The following is a 20,321-nucleotide window of genomic DNA, read 5'->3' as shown; positions in this document are numbered from 1 at the left end:
CCGACGACCGACCGCGCCGGTGCCCAGCGGTCCCGGCCTGCCCGAGGAAGCCCTGCCTCACCCGCTGCCCGGTCCTGCCCGAGCCCTCCGCGGGCCGACCGCCGCCTCACCCAACCTCGGCCCTCGCCGCCCCCAGCCCTCCCGGTTCACCGGCACACCGCGCCACGAGCAGGCACGACCCCGTCCACCAGGTACGCCACCTCGGCCGCCCGGGTGCACGCGGAGTTGAACAGCCCCGTGTGGCCGTCGTCCGTGCGGGTCAGCAGAGCCGCGCCCTCGATGCTCGACGCCAGACCACGCGCCCAGGCCGGCGGTGTCGCCGGGTCGTGGGCACCCCCGACCACCAAGATCGGTGGGGCGCCCCGCACCGGGTGCGGCTGGGGTGGGTTCTTGGCCGGGACCGGCCACCCCGTGCACCCGCTCGCGAAGTCCCAGTACTCCGAGTACCGCCAGCTGTGCGGCGCCACCTTCCGGAGCAGGCCGGCCATTGACCCCAGGTCCGACGGCCCGGTGAACGGCGACGGGAAGTCGTGACACCCGATCCCCCGGTAGGCCGCGTAGATCTCGGACCGGAACTGGTTCCGCTCGGTCAGCCCGCGGGCGTCCGGGAACTCACCGCCGGCCGCGGCCAGGTGCTTGCCCAGGGCCGGCCAGTCGTCCCGGAGGTAGAGGTGGCCATACACCCCCGCCGACACCTCGTCGGCCGTCGCCGGGCGGCCCAGGTCGCTCGACCAGATCCCGCCGCGAGCCGCCCGCGCCACGACATCGTCGTAGAAGCGGAGGACGTCCTGGCCGTGCAGGGCACACTCCGCCGCGCCCCGGCACCAGCCCGCGAAGCGGACCAGCGCGTCCTCGGTGGCCGCGGCCTCCTCGAGGATCGCCTGGTTCATCGGCCGCGCGTGGTCGATCGCGCCGTCGAGCACCATCGCGCGCACCCGGCCCGGGTGCTTCGACGCGTAGACCGCGCCCAGCTCGGTGCCGTACGACAGCCCCAGCCACGAAATCCGGGGCTCGCCGAGCGCGGCCCGGATCGTCTCGATGTCCTCCGCCGCGCTCTGCGTGTCCGCGTGAGCCAGCAGCGGCCCGGTGCGGGCCAGGCAGTCCGCGCCCGCCTTCCAGTTGTGCGCGACCAGCGCCTCGAACCCCGCCCGGGTCGACGGGAACCGGTCCAGCGCCGGGTCGAACAGCGTCGCCGCGTCGCACGTGATGCGGGGCGTGCTGTACCAATCCCCGCGCGGGTCGAACCCGACGACGTCGAAGCGCTCCCGCAGCCGCGCGAGCTCCGGCGAGGCCAGCCCGCCGAACTGCGCGAACCCGACGCCGGAGCCGCCCGGCCCGCCCGGGTTCACCAGCAGCGAGCCGAGCCGCCTGCCGGGATCGCGCGCGGGTAGCCGCGCCAGCGCCAGCCGCGCCGACCCGAGCTCCGGCCGCGCCCGGTCGATCGGCACCTCGACCGTCGCGCACTCCGCCGTCGGCTCCTGCTGCGTCGCGCACGGGCGCCACGGCAGAACCGACGCCGAGGCGACGGCCGGTACCGCCGCCATGACCACGACCGCCACAACGACCGCGACGACCCGCCGCACGTCCATGATGTCTTTCCTCCCCCTGCCCGCCGGCCTTCGGCGTGCTTCCTTCCTAACAGCAGCCACCGACAGTTCAGGAGCGGCGGGCGGTCCAGGAGGAGAAGAAGAAATCGGAGTTTCCTTGCCGCACAACGACTTCAGCCGGAGTACCGACCCACGAAGTCACTCGATAGTGGGAATCCGCGGTGATCGGCACCCCCTGTGCCGGCGTCTCCGCGGACTCACCACGCGCGAAACCCACGACGCCGAACGTCGCGATCGCCCCCAGCAGCGCGGCCACCAGCACGCGCCGTTCGATCCTGCCCATCGGAAATGCCCCCGTAGTAAGAAAAGTCAGGCCGCGCGGACCGTGACGCTGCCGCTTTCGGTCGTCAGGTCCAGCACGTGCTGGGCGGCGCCGTCGTTGCGAACGCCGATGTCGCGGTGCCCGCTGTCGCTGCCGCCTTCGACGCGGTACGCCCCGCCCGGCACCGTCAGGTGGATGCTGCCGCTGTCGGCGTGCACCTTGACGTCGTTCGCCTGCACCACCGTGAATTCGACGCTGCCGCTCGAAGACGTCACGTCGACCGGCCCGTGCACGTCGTCGCCGGTGATGGCGCCGGACTCGCTCCGCAGCTCCACCGGACCGACGTTCCGCAGGTCGGTCGAACCGCTGTCCACCCGCAGTTTCACCGCGCCGGGGACGTCTTCGACGCGGGCGTGCCCGGAGTCGACGGAAACGTCCACAGTCGACATCCCGGCGACGTCGAGCCCGCCGGAGTCGAGGTTCCCGGTCACGGGCACCCCGTCCGGCACGGCGACCTCGAAGTCCACCGAGCAGTTCGTGCCGCACGAGCCGAGCACCAGCTGGTCGCCATCGACGCGGTAGAAGGGCCCGTCCGGCTTGCTGCGCCAGTGGTAGCCGACCTCCTGGTGCACCTTCACCGGCCCCGAGCCCTTGCGGATCTTCACCGCACCCGAGTCGGCCTCCAGCTTCACGCTGCGGATGGGCTGCGAAACGGTGCCGGTGTCTTCGAAGTCCGCACCCCAGCCCCACCCGAACGCGGTGACCAGGCCGACGCCGATCAGGACGATGCCTCCCAGAGCCAGCAGCGGGCGCGCCATGGTCGTTGGTCCCCTCAGTGTTGTTTCCTCTGCGTGAGAAACGTTATGACGGGGTGAGCGGGCCGTACATGGGGGTAACCCCCCGAAAGACCCTGAGATCCCGCCCTGAGACGCAGGGGTGGTCCCCGGGGCCTAACCTGGCGCAAGGCTCCAGTTCCGTGATCAGGAGGATCCATGCCGCAAGCACCCGGCCCGTACGAATCCCTACCCGACGTGCCGTCCTTCACCCTCCGCAGCAACGACGTCGCCGACGGCGAAACCCTGGCCACGCCCCATTTGTCCGGCATCTTCGGCGCCGGCGGCGAGGACCGTTCGCCGCACCTGGCGTGGGAGGGCTTCCCGGCGGAGACGAAGAGCTTCGCGATCACCTGCTACGACCCGGACGCCCCGACCGGCAGCGGCTTCTGGCACTGGGCGGTGTTCAACGTGCCGGTGTCGGTGACCGAACTGGCCTCCGGCGCGGGCGACGGCTCCGGCCTCCCCGAAGGCGCGGTGACGTTGAAGGGTGACGGCGGCGTCAAGCAGTTCCTCGGCGCGGCGCCCCCGCCCGGGCACGGCCCGCACCGCTACTACTTCGCGGTGCACGCCCTCGACGTGGACAAGCTGGAGGTTCCAGAGGACGCGACACCGGCCCTCCTCGGCTTCAACATGTTCGGGCACACGCTGGCCCGCGCGGTGCTCACGCCGGTGTACGAGAACAAGGGCTGAGGTTCCGGGCCCGGCACTGTTGCCGATCGGCAACGGAGCCGGGCCCGTTTTTGTCGGACCCCGATGACACACTGCGCTCATGTCACCACCGATAGCGACTCCCCGGTCCAGAGCGCTGGGGTTCGGACTGCGGAAGGCACGGAAGGCGCGCGGGTACGGGCTGCGCGAGCTGGCCCGCGCCACCGGCGTGCACGCGGCGGAACTGTCCAATTGGGAGCTGGGCCTGCGGGTGCCCAAGCTCGAAGAGGTCGCGCTCCTGCTCGGGCAGCTGCGCGTTCTCGGCGAGGAGCGCGAGCGGCTGTTCGAGCTGACTCGCACCGCGCGTGAGCCCAACTGGGCCGAGAAGGAGATGCCGGACGCGCCGGCGATTCTCACGACGCTGGCCGAATACGAGCGCACGGCGGCAGCGATCTTCAGCTGGCAGCCGATGCTGGTGCACGGCCTGCTGCAGACGCCCGATTACGCCAGGGCGATCCTGTCCTACGGCGGTTCCCCTCCTCAGCTGGTCGAGCAGCGGCTGCGGGTGCGCACGATCCGCCAGGCGGCCCTTCGCGAGTATCGCGCGCCGGAGTGCTCGATCCTGCTCGGCGAAGTGGCGCTGCGGCAGCAGATCGGCGGCCCGGAGACGCTGGCCGACCAGCTCCGCCACCTCGTCGACCTGCCGCGCCGGCTCGCGGTGCGGGTGGTCCCGTCGGGCGGCGGTTTCCACCCCGGGCTCAACGGTTCCTTCAGCGTCTTCGAGTATTCGGACCTGCCTGCCATCGTCTTTCTGGACCAGCATCGCGGGAGTGCCTACCTCTACGATGAGGAACAGGTGGCGGACTACAAGTCGGCCGCGAAGACCATGGCATCCCTCGCCCTGGACGTGGACGCGTCGCGCACGTTCATCGAGGAGGTGATCACGGAACTGGAGGCCTGACGTGACCTGGCGGAAGTCGACCTACAGCGGGCAGGAAGCGGAGTGCGTGGAAGTGGCGCTCGCCCAGGTGGTGCGGATCCGCGACACGAAGGACCGCCCGGGCGGAACCCTCGAAATCACCACCCGATCGTGGGACGCCCTCCTCGCCGACCTGCGTTAGCCGACGAAGTTCGCCGAGTTGGGCCCTTCGCGCTCGAGGTAGTGCCCGCGGGTGTGCTCGGCGAAGCCGAACTGGCGGTACAGCCCGTGCGCGTCGGCGGTGTGGAGCATCCAGCGGAACTGCGCGCCGGGCCCGTTGTCGATCATCTCGCGCACGATCTCCTTGCCGAGCCCGGTGCCGCGGGCGGAGTCGACGACGAAGACGTCGGCCAGGTAAGCCGAGGAGACGCCGTCGGAGAACGCGCGGGCGAACCCGACCATCGAGCCGCCGCGGTAGGCCCCGATGACCCGCCAGGAGCCGTCGATCGCGGCTTCGACCTGCTCACGCGTGCGCCAGCGGCCCCAGTAGGCCTCGGTGGAGAGGAACTTCCACACCACGTCGAGGTCCAGCCGCGCGCGGTCGTCGTCGAGCTCGTAGTCGCCAAAGGTGCGCATGATCCGAAACTAAGGCAGCCGTCAACGCGGTTTCAGCAGGTAGTCCACCACCGGCCGCAGCTCCTCGGCCGACGGCGGCTCGTCGTCGATCAGGCCCTGGATGAGCAGCCCGTCGATACCCGCGAGGAAGACGCGGAAGGCCACCTCGTCGTCGTGGCGGACCATCGACGTCAGGACGTCCAGCCAGCGCCGGGCGGCCGGGCGCAGCTCGGGCTTGCGCGCGGCCAGGAGGTACAGCTCGTACTCGGCCATCGTGCGCCCGCGCCGCGGCCCGAGCGCCTCGGCGAGCAGGGCCGCGACCTCCTCCGCGCCGCGTGACCCGCGGGAACGGGCCCGGTCGATCATCCAGTAGACCTCGGTCGCCATGTCGCGGGCGCAGGAGATGAGCGTCGCGACCAGGAGGTCGTCCAGCGACGAGAAGTGGTAGGTCGTCGACGTCGTGGGTACTCCGGCCTCGGCCGCGACCGTCCGGTGGGTGACGCCCGCGACGCCGTCGCGCTCAATGATCCGCAGCGTGGCCTCGATGAGCTCGGTGCGCCGCTTCTCACCACGCGCCTTCCGGCCGTCGACTTGGAGCTTCACCATAGGGTGAAAACTACCTGAACGATCGTCCCAAAACAAAGAGCGACGTACACCACATCGGTGGGACTTAGGGCGCCTCAACGGGTTACCCATCAGTAAGGACGGTTAGTCTCCCGGCACCACCACAGTTTTTCCCGGACGAAAGGCACCCGAACGATGGGCGCTCTGCAACTGACGCTCGGCGGGCTCTCCGTCGTGCTCGGCCTCGTCGCCTGGGGCATGTTCGCCGCGACCATCGCCCGTTTCGTACGGGTGATCCGCCTCGGCCAGCCCGACTCGACGCGCAACGGGCCGTTCATGCCGCGCATGAAGACGCTGATCAAGGAGTTCGCCGCGCACACGCGGATGAACCGCAAGCGCAGCGTCGGCCCGGCCCACTGGCTGGTGATGTGGGGCTTCCTGCTCGGCTCGCTCGCCCTGTTCGAGGCCTACGGCGAGGTGTTCGTCCCGACCTGGGGTTGGCCGATCCTCGACGACTTCCCGCCGTTCCAGCTGCTCATGGAGCTGCTCGGGCTCGGCACGATCGTCGGCATCCTGGTGCTGATGGCGATCCGCCAGCGCAACCACCCGCGCCGCGCCGACCGCCAGTCGCGCTTCGCCGGCTCCAACTTCAAGTGGGCGTACTTCATCGAGGCCGTCGTCCTGATCGAGGGCATCGGCATCATCGGCGTGCGGGCCGCGAAGTCCGCGCTGAACACGCACGAAGGGCCGCTGTGGGCGTCCTTCGTCTCGAACCCGATCGGCCAGCTGCTGCCGGCCAGCCCGAACCTGGTCACGATCTTCGCGTTCGTCAAGCTGATGAGCGCCACGGTCTGGCTGATCGTCGTCGCGCGGACGATGACCATGGGCATCGCGTGGCACCGGTTCAGCGCCTTCTTCAACATCTACTTCAAGCGCGAGGCCGACGGCGGCGTCGCCCTCGGCGCGCTCAAGCCGATGATGAGCGGCGGGAAGGTCCTCGACCTCGAGGAAGCCGACCCGGACGAGGACACCTTCGGCGTCGGCAAGATCGAGGACTTCAGCTGGAAGGGCTGGCTGGACTTCTCGACCTGCACCGAGTGCGGCCGCTGCCAGGAGCAGTGCCCGGCGTGGAACACGGGCAAGCCGCTGTCGCCGAAGCTGGTCATCACGCAGCTGCGTGACCACGCCTACGCGAAGGCGCCGTACCTCATGGCGGGCGGCAAGCGGGACATGGCGGGCGACGAGGTCGGCCTGTCCGGGGACAACATGTACGCCGGGATCGACGTCCTGGCCATCGCCGAATCGCAGAAGGCACTGATCGGCGACGACGGCGGCGTCATCGACCCCGACGTCCTCTGGTCCTGCACCAGCTGCGGCGCCTGCGTCGAGCAGTGCCCGGTCGACATCGAGCACGTGGACCACATCGTGGACATGCGCCGCTACCAGGTGATGATCGAGTCGGCGTTCCCCAGCGAGCTGAACGGCATGTTCAAGAACCTGGAGAACAAGGGCAACCCGTGGGGCCAGAACGCCAAGGACCGGCTGGCCTGGACCGAGGACCTGGACTTCGAGGTGCCGGTGTTCGACGGCGAGCTCGGCGACACCGAGTACCTGTTCTGGGTCGGTTGCGCCGGCGCGTTCGAGGACCGCGCGAAGAAGACGACCCGCGCGGTCGCGGAGCTGCTGCACATGGCGGGCGTCAAGTACACCGTGCTCGGCTCGGAGGAGTCCTGCACCGGTGACCCGGCCCGTCGCGCCGGCAACGAGTTCCTGTTCCAGATGCTGGCGCAGCAGAACGTCGAGATCCTGAACTCGGTGTTCGAGGGCCGCGAGCGCAAGGCCCGCAAGGTCGTCGTGACCTGCGCGCACTGCTTCAACACCCTCGCCAACGAGTACCCGGAGCTGGGCGGCCAGTTCGACGTCGTGCACCACACGCAGCTGCTGAACCGCCTGGTGCGGGAGAAGCAGCTGGTGCCGGTGGCGCCGGTCGCCGAGGACGTCACCTACCACGACCCGTGCTACCTCGGCCGCCACAACAAGGTCTACGAGGCGCCGCGCGAGCTGGTCGGCGCGACCGGCGCGCGGCTGCGCGAGATGCCGCGGCACGGCGACAAGTCGATGTGCTGCGGCGCCGGCGGCGCGCGGATGTGGATGGAAGAGAAGATCGGCAAGCGGATCAACGTCGAGCGCGTCGACGAGGCGCTCGGCACCGCGCCGTCGAAGATCGCCACCGGCTGCCCGTTCTGCAAGGTGATGCTGAACGACGGCCTCACCGCGCGCCAGAGCGACGGCTCGGCGAACGAGAAGGTCGAGATCGTCGACGTCGCGCAGATGCTGCTGGAAGCGGTCAAGCGCAAGCCGGAACCGAAGCCGATCGCACTCGGAGCGCCGTCACTCGTGGAGGAGTGACACATTTCCCGAGAACGCACGGCCCCGGTCAGCACGCTGACCGGGGCCGTTTCCGTGATCGAAACTTTCAAGGATTTCGTAGCCATTCCGCTACCCGTTGTCACAACTTTGTCCTGTCCCGCAGGTCCACTAGCTGGGATTTCGTGGCGGTAATCGTTTTCTTGAAAAATGTTCATGATAATCACCGAAATGGCCCATCAGGTTAAGGAGAAACGATCGCCTGAACCCTGGACAAGCGGCGTATCCTGGCCTTTCCTCGCCGCCGCCGTTGCCAGCGAGGGCACCATTGACGATCACAGAAACAGGGGGCGGCACGGATGGCCGAGGACCGGCGGACCACTACGACCGGCCGACACGCACTCCACCCCATCCCGGACGACATCCGGCTCGCCCAGGACTACGTACCGACCCAGCGCACCCTCGTACGCCCGTACGTCCTCACCCGCGGCCGCACGCAGTCTCGGCGGCACCTCGCGATCGAAGCGATGGTTTCGACGCGGGCCGAGGCGCACTGGGACGGCGCCCGGGTCACCGGCGAGATCCGCTCCGTGCGCTCGCTGTGCCTGCACCCGCGGTCGGTCGCCGAGGTCGCGGCCACCCTCAGCGTGCCCCTCGGCGTCGTGCGCGTCCTGCTGGACGACATGGCCGAACAGGGCCTGGTGACCATCCACGACAGCCGGACCAGTGCCGACGGCCGCCCCGCGATGGCGCTCATGGAACGCGTTCTGCACGGCCTGCGCCGCCTCTGAGCACTACGCTCACCAGGGTGACCGAGGAATCCGGGAACTCCGGTGGCGAAAGTACCCTGACCGTCCTGCTCGCCGGTGGGGTGAACCTGGCGATCGCCATCATGAAGCTGGTCGCGGGCATCATCACCGGCTCGGGCGCGATGCTGTCCGAAGCGGCGCACTCGGTGGCCGACACGATCACCGAGGTCCTGCTGCTGACCGCGTTGAAGCGCTCGGAACGCCCGGCCGACCGCGTGCACCCCTTCGGCTACGGCAAGGAACGGTACTTCTGGTCGCTGCTCGCGGCCGTCTCGATCTTCGCCTCCGGTGCGATGTTCGCGCTCTACGAGGGCGTCTCGACGCTGTTCGGGCACGGCGAAGCGCAGAGCACGTCGCTGCTCAGCTACATCGTCCTCGCCGTGGCGTTCCTGCTCGAGGGCACGTCGTGGCTGCAGGCGGTGCGCCAGGTCGTCAGGGAGTCCCGTGCGGAGAACCGCTCGCTGTGGACGTACCTGCGGCTCATCGACGACCCGACGCCGAAGACAGTGCTGTTCGAGGACTCGGCCGCGCTGATCGGCCTGCTGCTCGCGTTCGGCGGCATCGGGCTGCACCAGCTCACCGGGTCCGAGATCTGGGACGGCATCGCGTCGATCGCGATCGGCCTGCTGCTCGCCTGCGTCGCCTACCTGCTCGGCCGCACCAACCGCGGCCTGCTGGTCGGGCGCCAGGCCGACCCGAGCATCGTCCGCGGCGTCCGCGACCACCTGACCAACGCGCCCGAGATCGAGGCCGTCGTGGACCTGCAGACCATGCTGATGGGCACCGACCAGGTGCTGGTCTGCGCGCGCGTCGACTTCGACGACTCGCTCGGCGCGGCGGACCTCGAACGCGCGTGCGTCCGGCTCGCGTCGGAGCTGACCGAGGCGTTCCACGACGTCACCGAGGTGTTCATCGAGCCCGTGCCGCGGTCGGATCCGGAGCTGCGGGCGACCGTGCTGGCCCGGTACGGCGACATCGCCGAGCGGTGGAGCAGGCCTCAGTAGCCGAAGTCCTGGACCCAGTACCAGCCGGCGGTGGTGACGCCGACGCCGATCTTCTTGAGCGAGCAGTTCAAGATGTTGGCGCGGTGGCCGTCGGAGTTCATCCACGAGTCCATGACCTGCGCCGCGGACGTCTGCCCGCGCGCGATGTTCTCCGCACCCGGCTTCGGGTAACCGGCCTGCTTGATGCGCTGGTCGAACGTCGTGCCGTCGGGGCTGGTGTGGGAGAAGAACTTCTCGTCCGACATCTGGTCGCTGTAGTCCTGCGCGGCCTTCGTGACGTGCGACTCCTCGGTCAGCGGCTCGCAGCCCGCCTTCGACCGTTCGTCGTTGACCAGCGAGATGACCTGCGCGGCGACGGAAGGCGGGGGCGCCGGCTTGGTGCTCGGCGGCGGCGCGGCTTCGGACGTCGACGGCTGCGGGGCCGCGGACGTCTCGGTCGGCGTGGGTGCCGCGCTGGACGTCGTCGGGGCGGGGGCCGAGGTGGTGGGCGCGGGGGGCTGACCGGGGGTGGTGGTCTGGACCTTGCCGCCGGCGAGGTCGGTTCCGCTGCCGGCGCCGGCGCCGGCGGGCGCGTTCGGCAGGACGAGCGCCGCGGCGCCGAGCTCGGCGGTGTTTCCTTCCGCGGTGGCCATCCAGGTGCCGGCCGCGGCGGAAAAAACGCCGAGCAGCACACTGAGTGACACCATCACCACGTGAGCACGTTCACCAATGGGGGACACGGCGCAGGAACGTATCACGGAACAATTAAGGCGAGAACCCTACGAACGCACTGGTCACATTTACCGTCGGCGACAGGCCGGGATTTCGTGGCAATCGGACGCTTCCGCGTTACTCCGTTCAGCCCACCCGGACGACGAACGCCGCTTCACCGGACCCGCGCACCGGCCGACGGGTCGGGTCTTGACCGGTGGCGGTTGTTTTGCCGGTGAAGCCAACTTTGCCCGCGGTGGTTGTGCAGGAGTACGAAATTTCGGCGTCCACGGCCAGTGCGCCGGCGGTTCGCGCACACGACGGGGTGTGGTCGTCGACGACCCGCACGTCGGCGAGCGGGACGTCACCGGTGTTCTTGACCAGGATCGAAAAGGTGACGGTGTCGCCTTCCCGGACTTCATAGGGTGCCGCGTCTTTCATCACGGCGATCTCGGGGTGGACGACGTCGACTTTTGCGTCACCGGTCGATTGCACGGTGCGACCACTCGGGTCAATTCCGGTGATCTCGACGGCTTGCCGGAAGTCGTCGTCAGGCGCTTTGCGGGTGCAGGTGTAGGTCTTCGCCGTTCCGGCGGCGATGGTGTCGAACTCGTTCGCGCAGGTGGCCTGTTCGTCCACAACGGACACTGCGGCCAGCGGGACGTCGCCGGTGTTGCGCGCGGTGACGGTGAAGGTGACTTCGTCGCCGGCGCGGACCGTTGGGGGTGTCGCGTCGATCGAGAGCTTCACGGCCGGGTGGATGACGTCGATCTTGTCCGTGTCCGTTGCGGTGACCGGCGGGCCGGCCGGGGCGTCCGCCGTCGCCTTCGCGGTGCTGTCCGCGTCGTCGGCCGGGGCGGTCGTGGTGCAGTCGAAGTTCTGCCTGTCTCGGGGTTTCAGCTCGTCGAAGGTCTTCGTGCAGGACCCGCTTCGGACGTCGACGGCGGTCAGCGGGGTGTCGCCGGTGTTCGTGACGGTGAGGGTGGCGGTGACGGGGTCGCCGGCGCGGAAGGGGCCGCCGTGGATGTCCTGGGTGAGCTCGAGGGCGGGGTGCAGCACGGTGTAGGCCGCGTCGTCGGTGGCGCTGACCTGGCGTTTCACCGGATCGGTGCCAGTTGCGGTGGCGGAGCTCACGAAATTGTCGGTGCCGGCGTCTACCTTGCAGGAGTGGCGCTGACTGGCGCCGGGAAGGAGGGTGCCGATGGACTGAGCGCACGCCGGGATCCGACTGTCCAGGAGGGACACATCGGTCAGCGGGACATCACCGGTGTTCGCGACGACGAGGGTGAACGTGACGGTGTCGCCTTGCCGCACGCGCGCGGGTGCGGCGTCTTCGGTGAGGGCGATCGCGGGGTGGATGACGTCGACTGCGGCCTCGGCAGCGGCAGTCACCGGACGGTTCGTGGCGTCGGTACCGGTGACTTTCGCGGCGGCGGCGAAGTCGGCCTCACCGGCGGCTTGGGTGCAGCTGTAGGTGAGCTTCGCTTGCGGTTCGAGCCGGCCCAGGGGTTTGGCGCAGTCCGGAGCACGGTCGTCGGCGACGGTGACGTCTTGGAGCGGGCTGTCCCCGGTGTTGGTGACGGTGATGGTCGAGGTCACGGTGTCGTTGACGTGGACGACGGCGGGATCGACGGTCCGGGTGACGGCGACGGCCGGGTGGATGACGTCGACGGCGACGCTGCCGGTTGCGCTGACGTCCGAGCCGACGGGTGGAGTGGCGACGGCCCGGAAGGCACGAGTGACGTCGTCGGCCGGGGCGGTTGTGGTGCAGGCGAAGTCGCGGGTGGCGCCGGGTTCGAGGGTGCCCTCGATGGTTTGGGTGCAGCTTGCGGTTGCCGCTTGGGTGGCGCGGGTTTCGGTGGCCTGAGCGGCGGCCCGTGAGCCCGCGCTCGGCTGGGTGGCGGGCTGCTCGCCGGACGCAGCTGGTCCAGGGGCCTGCCCGACCGGTGAGCCGGCAGCTCGCCCGTCCCTCGCCGGCGCGTCCGTGACTCGGAGGTCCGTCAGCGGCACGTCACCGGTGTTGCGGATCGTGATCCGGAAGGGCACCTTGTCACCCTCGCGGAACGGGCCGCCCGTCACCTCGGCCGTCAGCGCGACCGCCGGGTGCTGGACCGCGAACGCGGCCTCGGCCACCGTCGAGACCGGGCGGCCGGTCGGGTCCGTGCCCGTCAGCGTCGGCTGGCTCGCGAAGCCCGTCGCGCCCGCGACCGTCGTGCACGTGTACTCCTGCTGCCCCAGCGGCCGGAGCGTGCCGAGCTGCTTCCCGCACGAGGGGACCTGGGCGTCCGCGATCGCGACCTCCGTCAGCGGCACGTCGCCCGTGTTGGCCGCGGTGATCGTCCAGGTCACCGTGTCGCCTTCGCGGACCTGGGCCGGTGTTGCGCGCACGGCGAGCTTGGCCGCCGGGTGGATCACGTCCACCGCCGCGTCGTCGGTGACCTTCACCGTGCGGCCGAGCTGGTCCTTGCCCGTCGCCGTGGCCTTCGCGGCGAGGTCGTCCGGCGGGGCCGGGGCGGTGCACGTGTAGGTGACCGTCCCGCCCGGGGCCAGGGCGCCGATGGCCTTGGCGCACGCCGGGACGTCGTCGGCCACCGACACGTCGGTCAGCGGTGTGTCGCCGGCGTTGGCGACCGTGGTCGTGAACGTGATCGGGTCGCCGGCGCGGGCGATGGCCGGTGTGGCGTCCTTCGTGAGCGTCAGCGCCGGGGTGATCACCGTGACCGTGGCCGAGGCGGTGGCCGTCACGGGCTGACCGGCCAGGTCGGCTCCGGTGGCCGTCACCTGGGACGTCGTGGTCCGGGACGGGTTCGCCGTGCACGTGTACGTCTGCGTCGCGCCCGCGGCCAGGCCGGCGAACGTGCGTGCGCACTCCGCGGTCGTGTCGTCGGCGAGCTTCACCGGTGCCAGCGGGCTGTCACCGGCGTTGCGGACCGCGACCGTCCAGGTGACGGCGTCCCCGGCGTGGACCACCGGCGGGGCCGCGGTCTTGGTGACCTCGATCGCGGGCGCGATCGTCGGCGCGGGTGCGTCGGCGGTGGCCGTGACCTGCTTGCCGAGCTCGTCGGTGCCCACCGCGCTCGCCGTGTTGACGCCGTCGGCGATCGGTGCCTTCGCGGTGCACGTCGTCGTGCGGCTCTCGCCTGGTGTGAGCGCTCCCGTGAGCGTGCACGAAGGCGTCTTCGGGTCGGCGACCTGGACGCCGGACAGCCCGGTGTCGCCGGTGTTCGTGAGCTTGATCGTGAAGGTCGCGACTTCGCCGGCGCGGTACGCGGGCCGGTCGGCCGTCTTCGTCATGCCCAGCGCCGGGTGCAGGACGTCGACGCGTGCGCTCGCGACGCCGTCGAGGGCGTCGCCGAGTGCGCTCGTGCCGGTCACCTTGGCGGTGTTGGTGAAGTCGTCGGGCGGCGCGGGCGCGGCGCACGTGTAGCTGACCGTCTGCCGCGGGGCGAGCGTGCCGAGCGGCTTGGCGCACGCCGGGACAGCCGGGTCGGTGACCTCGACCCCGGACGCCGGGCCGTCGCCGGGGTTCGTCACGGCGACAGTGAACGTCACCGGCTCACCGGCGTGCGCCTTCGGCTGGGGCGCACGCACGGCGAGCTGGAGTTCGGGCACCGGCACCGAAAACGCCAGGTTCTGGGCCAGGATCGCGTCGCCGCTGGTGACGAAGCCGAGCTTCGCGCTCGTCGCACCCACGGGAACGCTGTCGACGTTGAACGCCTTCGCGTCGACGCTGAAGTTGTTCTTCGAGCCCGGCGCCGCGGCGTTGTCGGCGTTGGCGATGAAGAAGTTCGACGTGCCACCGGTCGACGGCTCGGCGGCCGGGGTGCCGTCGACCAGGAACTGGTCGCCGGACTTACCCCAGTCGCCGTCGTACGCCGTGACGCCGATGTGTGCGTCGGCCGCCGCGGCGCGGAAGCCGGTGATCGCCGCTTCGGCGGCCGGGGCGCCGGCGGTCTGGCGGACGTGACCGTCGTAGACGACCACCTTGCGCTTGGTCGGCGCGTAGTCCGCGTTGCGCTCCGGATAGGCGTAAACGAGCGCGATCGACCAACCGCCAACGCAGTCGAAACCCTTGGGCGCCCAGACGTTCCCGGCTGTCACGTCGAAAGCGGAAGGCACCTTCGCGAAGAGGCCGGTCACGTCGGCGTGCGCCGAGTAGTGGTCACCGTCTTCGGCGTATCCGGAGGGTGCGACGTCGACGGGTTCCGCGCTGGCGACCGAAAGCCGGACGTTCTGCTTCGCGGGTGTCCCGGGCGGCGCGACAGCCGAAGGACCGCAGGTCGTGCTGCCGGCCCAGTTCAGCCGGGCGAAGACGACGTGTGCTCCCGGCGGGACGCCCACCGAGGCGCTCGCCGAGTCGAACGTGGCCGGGTCGGCGTCGACGTCGGCCCACTGCATGAAGAAATCGTCGTTGGCCAGGGTGTCCTTGCGGTCGGCGGTGTTCGCGCACGCCGCCGGGGTGGCGACCGTCCCGGAAGTCGGTGCGCCGTCGGCCGCGACCGGGCAGCGCAGGACGCCGTTGCCCGCGTAGACGAAGTCGCCGTAGACCACGTCGTCGTAGCCGGCGGCGAACGGCGGGGCGGCGGCCGCGTCCGCGGCCGGGACGAAGGCCGAGGCCAGGAAGACCAGTGCCAGCACGAGAATCGGGCGAAGCGGTCTTGCGGGCAACGGCACTCCTCGCCACCTCCGGGGCCGAGACGACCTTGGGAGCGTGGCACGAGACCCGGTTTTACGCCTTCAAACTCACTCGTTCGTGGACTCCGTCAGCTTCGCCGTCGACTCGTGCGTGAGGGCCGCGGCGGCCCGGGTGAACCCGATGATCGTCCGGAGCTCGTCGTCGGTGTAGCGGTCGCAGAGCTCGTGCATGCCTTTGACCAGGTGGTCCCACAGGTGCACGCCACTCGCGATGGACTGCAGGTCCAGTGCGATGAGGATCTTGCGCCGGTCCTCCGGGTGCGGCTCGCGGTTGACGATGCCCTTGCGCTCCAGCCGGTCGATCATCGCCGTCACCGAAGCGGGCGCGAGCCCCGACAGCCGCGCGAGGTCCTTCGGCGTCTGCGCGCCGAAGCGCGCGAGGTAGTCCAGGACCTTGCTCTCCACCGCCGACAGCCCCCGCGTCTCGGAGATCGCGGTGTGGAACATGACCGTCTCCGTCGACAGCTCCCGCGACCTGAGCAGGACTTCCTCGACGAGTTCCGTTCGCTCGCTTGACACGGTGTCCAGCCTAGCCCACTCTTTAGTTCGACAGAACGAATTACTTTCTAAGACATTCGAGGGAACGAACGATATGACACGGGCACTGATCATCGGGGGCGGCGTCGCGGGCACGATCACGGCCATCGCCCTGCACGAAGCCGGGCACGAGCCAGTGGTCTTCGAGGCGTACGACCGCGACTCGGAGGGCGTCGGCGCCTTCCTCACGCTGGCCGTCAACGGCCTGGACGCGCTGCTCCCACTGGGCCTGAAGGACGTCGTCCGCAGCGTCGGCTTCGACTCACCGCGGATGTCGATCAGCCTCGGCAACGGCACGCGGCTCGCCGAATTCCCCCTGGGCGGCGCCCTCGCGGACGGCACGGTGAGCCAGACCGTCCTGCGCTCCGACCTCTACGTCGCCTTGCGCGACGAGGCCGTGCGACGCGGCATCCGCGTCGAGTACGGCAAGCGGCTGACCGGCGCGAGCCAGACGAACACGCACGTCAGCGCGGAGTTCGCGGACGGGTCGCACGCCGAGGGCGACCTGCTGATCGGCGCCGACGGCCTCCGCTCCCGGGTCCGCACGATCATCGACCCGGCCGCGCCGTCGCCGCGGTACGTCCGGCTGCTGAACACCGGCGGGTTCGCCGAGGGACTGGACCTGCCCGACGAGCCGGGCGTGCTGAACATGGTGTTCGGCAAGCGGGTGTTCTTCTGCCACGTCGTCAGCCCGGACGGCCGCGCCTGGTGGTTCGCGAACCCGGCCCGCAAGACCGAGCCGTCCGCGGCCGAACTGCGGGCGCTCACCGGCGAGAACTTCCGCAAGGAGCTGCTGGACCTGGTGGCCCGCGACCGGACGCCGGCGACCGAGATCATCCGCGCGACCAGGAAGATCTACCCGGCCTGGCCGACGTACGACTTCCCGACGGTCCCGGTCTGGCACCGCGGCCGCATGGTGATCATCGGCGACGCGGCTCACGCGACGTCACCGGCGGCGGGCCAGGGCGCTTCGATGGCCATCGAAGACGCCGTCACGCTGGGCAAATGCCTCCGCGATGTGCCGGACCTCCAGCGCGCGCTGGCCGCCTACGAGGGCCTGCGCCGCGAGCGCGTCGAAGCGGTGGTCGCGGCCGGCAAGCGCAACGGCGACGACAAGGTGATCGGCCCGGTCGGGCGCGTGGTCCGCGACTTCTTCATCAAGCGGGCGTTCTCGAAGCCGTTCGACGAGGACCCGAACGGCTTCATGTGGAACCACCACATCGACTGGGACGCGAAGGTCGCCGCTTAGCGCCCGAGGTACTTCTTCCCGCCGAGGGCGAATCCACTACCGCCAGGTGTCGACGCGGTGGAAGTTCTTGTACGCCCGGCTCGGGGTCGGGCCGCGCTGCCCCTGGTAGCGGGACCCGGCTTCGCTGGAGCCGTACGGGTGCTCGGCCGAGCTGGAGAGCCGGAAGATGCACAGCTGGCCGATCTTCATGCCCGGCCAGAGCGTGATCGGCAGGTTGGCGACGTTCGACAGCTCGAGGGTGATGTGCCCGGAGAAGCCGGGGTCGATGAACCCGGCGGTCGAGTGCGTGAGCAGCCCGAGCCGTCCGAGCGACGACTTGCCCTCGAGGCGGCCGGCCAGGTCGTCGGCGAGGGTGACGAGCTCGAACGTCGAGCCGAGGACGAACTCGCCGGGGTGCAGCACGAAGGGCTCGTCGCCCTCCTTTTCGACGAGGGAGGTCAGCTCGTCCTGCTGCAGCTGCGGGTCGATGTGGGTGTACTTGCTGTTGTCGAAGACCCGGAAGAACCGGTCGAGCCGGACGTCGATGCTGGACGGCTGGACCATGCCGGCATCGAAGGGGTCGATGCCGAGCCGGCCGGCGTCGAGCTCTTTGCGGAGGTCACGGTCACTGAGCAGCACGGCCGAAGCCTATCCGGTGGGTTCAGGCGGCCCGCATGTGCTGCGCGTAGGTCGTGTCGGGGGCGAAGATCTTCTCGAGCCGCTTGACGTACCCGCGGCGCCCGGCCTGGCCGATCCGTTCCTGCAGCGCGGTGGCCCCGGGGATGAACCGCCGCACGGTCTCGGCGGCGAAGTTGACCCCCGCGACGGCGACGATCGCGGCCTGCGCGACGGGATCGTTCGGCAGCCCGAGGAAGTCGGCGTTGGTCTTCCCGAGCACGAGCCGGCTGATCGAGGAGTGCACGGCGACGGAGACGTGCGAGAGCACCTTCCCGACGGCCCCGCGCCCCTCGCCGACGGCGGCGTTGGCCTCGATCAGCGCCTTGGCCAGGCGTTTCGAGTCGTCGTCCGGGATGAACTCGGTGGCGGCGAGCAGCCACAACAGCCGCCAGGCGTCCTCTTCGGAGGTGGGCAGCAGCTCGTCGTCGACCCCCATGAGCCAGCCGATGTACCGCCAGAGGTGCAGGATGTCCCCGCGCTCGCGGGCGGAGTAGCGCAGCCCGAGCAGCTGCGTGCCGAAGACGTAGACGAGCGAGAAGAGCAGAAGGGTCCCGGCGGTCTGCACCTGGTTGACGGGCCGATCCCAGGCGGCGTAGTCCCAGTCGTCCCGCCGGTTCATGGCGGCGCGCACGTGGGCGTGCACGAGCCGGATCCGCAGCGCGGAGGCGTACCCCTTCTCCCCGTGTTTGAGGGCACCGGGCGTGGTGACATCGATCCACCAGGCGGCGGTCTCGACGAGCCGCCGCGTGGCCTTGTATTCGATCTCCCCGGTCCCGACCAGCGCTTTCGTGGCACGCGAAGCGAGGTAACCACCCATCAGCGACATGTCCCCGAGCGGGAAGAGCCCCAGCAGCCCGGCCCTGGTGATGGCTTTGGCGCCCCGCTCCAGCCGCTCGTCATCGACCCAGTAGGGCTTGGCGTCGACCTGGTCGAAGAAGTCCTTGAGCGGCCCGCCCGCCTCGGCGCGCTCCACCAGCGCGCGTTCGAAGAGGGCGCGCCCCTGCCCCTTGGGCTGCTGCGCCATCCAGGCGACGACGTCGTCGGCGAGCTTGTCCTGCACCTGGGCGAACTCGCGCAGCCGGGCGACCTGCCGCTCGTCACCCCGGATGTCACCCCCGATGAACAGCCGCTGAGCCAGCCGGAACCCGCCTTGCCGGAACAGCTCGGGCTCGTCCATGGGCGCCACCTCCAGGGTCGACAACAAGTGTTGTCACATGACGCGCGCGAGTCAAGGAGGAGGCCACTGGACAAGGGGATCACGGCGCCGTGTATGCTGACGACACACTGCGGATGTAGTTCAATGGTAGAACATCAGCTTCCCAAGCTGAATACGCGGGTTCGATTCCCGTCATCCGCTCTCATAGAGAAGCCCCAGGTCACAGGTTGTCTACTGTGGACCTGGGGTTTTCTCTATCTCCGGTCTTCACTTCTCGCGTGCCATTAATGTGCCATTAGCCGACCGGGACGGGTTGGCCGTCCTGATCTTCGTCGTCGTCCGGGGTGGTGCCCTTGCGGTGCCGGTCGACGAGCTTGGACAGCCGGTCCGCGATCTGCTTGTCGGCATCACTGGTCGCCCGCTGGTAGATCAGGGCCGCCCGCATGTCGTCGTGCCCCATCCGCGCCATCAGGTCCTTGGTCGAAGTGCCGGCCTTCGACGCCCAGATGTTCCCGGCGTGCCGGAGGTCATGGAAGTGCAGGCCCTTGAGCCCCATCTTCTCGACGACCTCGGTCCACCTGGTCCGCTGACTGAAGTTCGGCCGGCGGACCGCGTGCCCAGCTCGCTCACCCGTGAAGAGCAACGCGTCCTGCTCCGGCTTCACCCAGATCTCCAGGTGCCGCCGCAGGTCAGGCCGGACAGCCGTCGGGATGATGAGCGTCCGGACGCCAGCCCGCGACTTCGGTGGACCGACGACGAGCCCACGGCCAGGAACCTCGACCATCGCCCGCGACACCCGCACCCACGACGCGTCCTCAGCCACGTCACACCGGCGCAGGGCCGTCACTTCACCCCATCGCAGCGACCCGAACGCGGCGAGCAGGACCAGCGCCCGAAACCGCTCCGGCATCCGACTGGCCAAGTCAAAGACCTGGGCCACGGTGATGACCGGCCGTTCGTCAGGGTTCTCCTTGTCAGCACCCCGGACCCGGCAGGGGTTGCGCGGGAGGATCTTGTCCTCATCGACCGCAGTGTTCAGGATCGCCCGAAGCAGCCGATACGCCTTGGCCGTCACCGACTCCGAGACGCCCGCCGTCAGCCGGTCCGCCCGCCACTGACGAATGACCGCCGTGGACAGCTTGCCCAGCTCGACCCCGCCGAGGTCCGGCGCGATGTGCTTACGAAGCAACCACTTGTACAGCTCGACCGTGCGCGGACGCAGTCCTGGCCGCTGCGCAATCCACTGGTCCGCGTAGTCGCCGAGCTTGCGCTTCGCACGTTCCGGGTCGATCCACTCGCCTTGCGTGATCTGAGTTTCGGTCACCGACAACCACCGTTCGGCGGACCGCTTCGTGTCGAACGTCTTGGGCGCGGGCCGCATGACCCCATCCGGACCGGGATAGCGAGCCTGCCACCGGCCGGACGGAAGTTGCCGAACACTCCCGAAACCGCGATGCCCTTGCTTGTTCGCCATGTCAGGCCGCCCTTCCCAGGTCCCGACGGACCGATGCCCGCGTGATCGGCTCGACCCGGCCGGCCTGCATGAAGCTCTCCAGGTCCTCCAATGCGAACCGGACGTGCACCCCGGCCTTGTGAAACGCGATCCGTCGTTCGGCGATCAGCCGACGCACGAACCGAACCCCCGTGTTCAGATAGACGGCCGCCTCATCGACCGTCAGGTACTTCTTTTCCATGCCTCCCCCTTC

Annotated in this window: 19 protein-coding genes and 1 tRNA gene; 8 read left to right on the top strand and 12 right to left on the bottom strand. The window is 69.8% G+C overall.

Going from position 1 to position 20,321, the window contains the following annotated elements; genetic code table 11:
* Positions 1 to 146: 146 nt before the first annotated feature.
* The 3 genes from ACWEGE_RS12660 to ACWEGE_RS12650 all read right to left on the bottom strand — a co-directional run bounded on the left by ACWEGE_RS12660 (position 147) and on the right by ACWEGE_RS12650 (position 2,687).
* On the bottom strand, positions 147 to 1,589 hold the full coding sequence (locus tag ACWEGE_RS12660) for an alpha/beta hydrolase (protein WP_449660543.1): 1,443 nt from the start codon (positions 1,587 to 1,589) through the stop codon (positions 147 to 149).
* Positions 1,590 to 1,656: 67 nt separating this feature from the next.
* Positions 1,657 to 1,890, bottom strand: coding sequence for a hypothetical protein (locus tag ACWEGE_RS12655; protein ID WP_449660542.1), 234 nt, complete (start codon positions 1,888 to 1,890; stop codon positions 1,657 to 1,659).
* A 26-nt stretch (positions 1,891 to 1,916) separates the two neighbouring features.
* Positions 1,917 to 2,687, bottom strand: coding sequence for a DUF4097 family beta strand repeat-containing protein (locus tag ACWEGE_RS12650; protein ID WP_449660541.1), 771 nt, complete (start codon positions 2,685 to 2,687; stop codon positions 1,917 to 1,919).
* A 174-nt stretch (positions 2,688 to 2,861) separates the two neighbouring features.
* Between ACWEGE_RS12650 and ACWEGE_RS12645 the strand changes: the two genes are divergently transcribed.
* The 3 genes from ACWEGE_RS12645 to ACWEGE_RS12635 all read left to right on the top strand — a co-directional run bounded on the left by ACWEGE_RS12645 (position 2,862) and on the right by ACWEGE_RS12635 (position 4,474).
* Positions 2,862 to 3,395, top strand: coding sequence for a YbhB/YbcL family Raf kinase inhibitor-like protein (locus tag ACWEGE_RS12645; RefSeq protein WP_449660540.1), 534 nt, complete (start codon positions 2,862 to 2,864; stop codon positions 3,393 to 3,395).
* 79 nt (positions 3,396 to 3,474) lie between these two features.
* Entirely contained in the window at positions 3,475 to 4,314 is an 840-nt protein-coding gene (locus tag ACWEGE_RS12640; RefSeq protein WP_449660539.1) for a helix-turn-helix domain-containing protein, read from the top strand.
* 1 nt (position 4,315) lies between these two features.
* Positions 4,316 to 4,474, top strand: a complete 159-nt coding sequence (locus tag ACWEGE_RS12635; RefSeq protein ID WP_449660538.1) for a DUF397 domain-containing protein — start codon at positions 4,316 to 4,318, stop codon at positions 4,472 to 4,474.
* On the opposite strand, the gene ACWEGE_RS12630 is transcribed toward ACWEGE_RS12635, so the two are convergent.
* Positions 4,471 to 4,908, bottom strand: coding sequence for a GNAT family N-acetyltransferase (locus ACWEGE_RS12630; RefSeq protein ID WP_449660537.1), 438 nt, complete (start codon positions 4,906 to 4,908; stop codon positions 4,471 to 4,473). The genes ACWEGE_RS12635 and ACWEGE_RS12630 overlap by 4 nt on opposite strands.
* 21 nt (positions 4,909 to 4,929) lie before the next feature.
* Entirely contained in the window at positions 4,930 to 5,490 is a 561-nt protein-coding gene (locus ACWEGE_RS12625; RefSeq protein WP_167384557.1) for a TetR/AcrR family transcriptional regulator, read from the bottom strand.
* Between the two features lie 156 nt (positions 5,491 to 5,646).
* On the opposite strand from ACWEGE_RS12625, the gene ACWEGE_RS12620 reads away from it, so the two are divergent.
* The 3 genes from ACWEGE_RS12620 to ACWEGE_RS12610 all read left to right on the top strand — a co-directional run bounded on the left by ACWEGE_RS12620 (position 5,647) and on the right by ACWEGE_RS12610 (position 9,631).
* A complete protein-coding gene (locus ACWEGE_RS12620; protein ID WP_449660536.1) occupies positions 5,647 to 7,860 on the top strand; it encodes a (Fe-S)-binding protein in 2,214 nt (737 codons plus the stop codon).
* Between the two features lie 317 nt (positions 7,861 to 8,177).
* Positions 8,178 to 8,609, top strand: a complete 432-nt coding sequence (locus tag ACWEGE_RS12615; protein ID WP_103338027.1) for a DUF742 domain-containing protein — start codon at positions 8,178 to 8,180, stop codon at positions 8,607 to 8,609.
* 17 nt (positions 8,610 to 8,626) lie between these two features.
* Positions 8,627 to 9,631 carry a cation diffusion facilitator family transporter gene (locus tag ACWEGE_RS12610; RefSeq protein ID WP_449660535.1) on the top strand — a complete coding sequence of 335 codons (1,005 nt, stop codon included), beginning with the start codon at positions 8,627 to 8,629 and terminating at the stop codon, positions 9,629 to 9,631.
* Here ACWEGE_RS12610 and ACWEGE_RS12605 read toward each other — a convergent pair.
* The 3 genes from ACWEGE_RS12605 to ACWEGE_RS12595 form a co-directional block, all read right to left on the bottom strand.
* The gene (locus ACWEGE_RS12605) at positions 9,625 to 10,323 is read right to left on the bottom strand and encodes a CAP domain-containing protein (protein ID WP_449660534.1); all 699 of its coding nucleotides are present in this window, start codon (positions 10,321 to 10,323) and stop codon (positions 9,625 to 9,627) included. The two genes, ACWEGE_RS12610 and ACWEGE_RS12605, sit on opposite strands and share 7 nt — an antisense overlap.
* Before the next feature lie 145 nt (positions 10,324 to 10,468).
* Positions 10,469 to 14,959, bottom strand: coding sequence for a DUF7507 domain-containing protein (locus ACWEGE_RS12600; protein ID WP_449660611.1), 4,491 nt, complete (start codon positions 14,957 to 14,959; stop codon positions 10,469 to 10,471).
* A gap of 105 nt (positions 14,960 to 15,064) precedes the next feature.
* Positions 15,065 to 15,535, bottom strand: coding sequence for a MarR family transcriptional regulator (locus tag ACWEGE_RS12595; RefSeq protein WP_449660533.1), 471 nt, complete (start codon positions 15,533 to 15,535; stop codon positions 15,065 to 15,067).
* 73 nt (positions 15,536 to 15,608) lie between these two features.
* Between ACWEGE_RS12595 and ACWEGE_RS12590 the strand changes: the two genes are divergently transcribed.
* Positions 15,609 to 16,802 (top strand): FAD-dependent oxidoreductase, encoded by a 1,194-nt coding sequence (locus ACWEGE_RS12590; RefSeq protein WP_449660532.1) that lies wholly within the window; start codon positions 15,609 to 15,611, stop codon positions 16,800 to 16,802.
* A gap of 36 nt (positions 16,803 to 16,838) precedes the next feature.
* Here ACWEGE_RS12590 and dcd read toward each other — a convergent pair whose 3' ends face one another.
* Together dcd and ACWEGE_RS12580 are read right to left on the bottom strand one after the other, a co-directional pair.
* The gene (gene dcd / locus ACWEGE_RS12585; protein ID WP_003058109.1) at positions 16,839 to 17,420 is read right to left on the bottom strand and encodes a dCTP deaminase; all 582 of its coding nucleotides are present in this window, start codon (positions 17,418 to 17,420) and stop codon (positions 16,839 to 16,841) included.
* Positions 17,421 to 17,442: 22 nt separating this feature from the next.
* Entirely contained in the window at positions 17,443 to 18,636 is a 1,194-nt protein-coding gene (locus tag ACWEGE_RS12580; protein WP_449660531.1) for an oxygenase MpaB family protein, read from the bottom strand.
* 109 nt (positions 18,637 to 18,745) lie between these two features.
* Between ACWEGE_RS12580 and ACWEGE_RS12575 the strand changes: the two genes are divergently transcribed.
* A tRNA-Gly gene (locus ACWEGE_RS12575) sits at positions 18,746 to 18,816 on the top strand.
* A 94-nt stretch (positions 18,817 to 18,910) separates the two neighbouring features.
* Here the strand turns inward: ACWEGE_RS12575 and ACWEGE_RS12570 are convergent.
* Together ACWEGE_RS12570 and ACWEGE_RS12565 are read right to left on the bottom strand one after the other, a co-directional pair.
* A complete protein-coding gene (locus tag ACWEGE_RS12570; protein WP_449660530.1) occupies positions 18,911 to 19,939 on the bottom strand; it encodes a tyrosine-type recombinase/integrase in 1,029 nt (342 codons plus the stop codon).
* A 151-nt stretch (positions 19,940 to 20,090) separates the two neighbouring features.
* Positions 20,091 to 20,309, bottom strand: a complete 219-nt coding sequence (locus tag ACWEGE_RS12565; RefSeq protein ID WP_043784237.1) for an excisionase family DNA-binding protein — start codon at positions 20,307 to 20,309, stop codon at positions 20,091 to 20,093.
* Positions 20,310 to 20,321: the final 12 nt, after the last annotated feature.

Source organism: Amycolatopsis sp. NPDC004747, assembly GCF_053601335.1.
The sequence above is the reverse complement of the archived record's forward strand: the minus strand, read 5'-3'. Positions and strand labels throughout refer to the sequence as shown.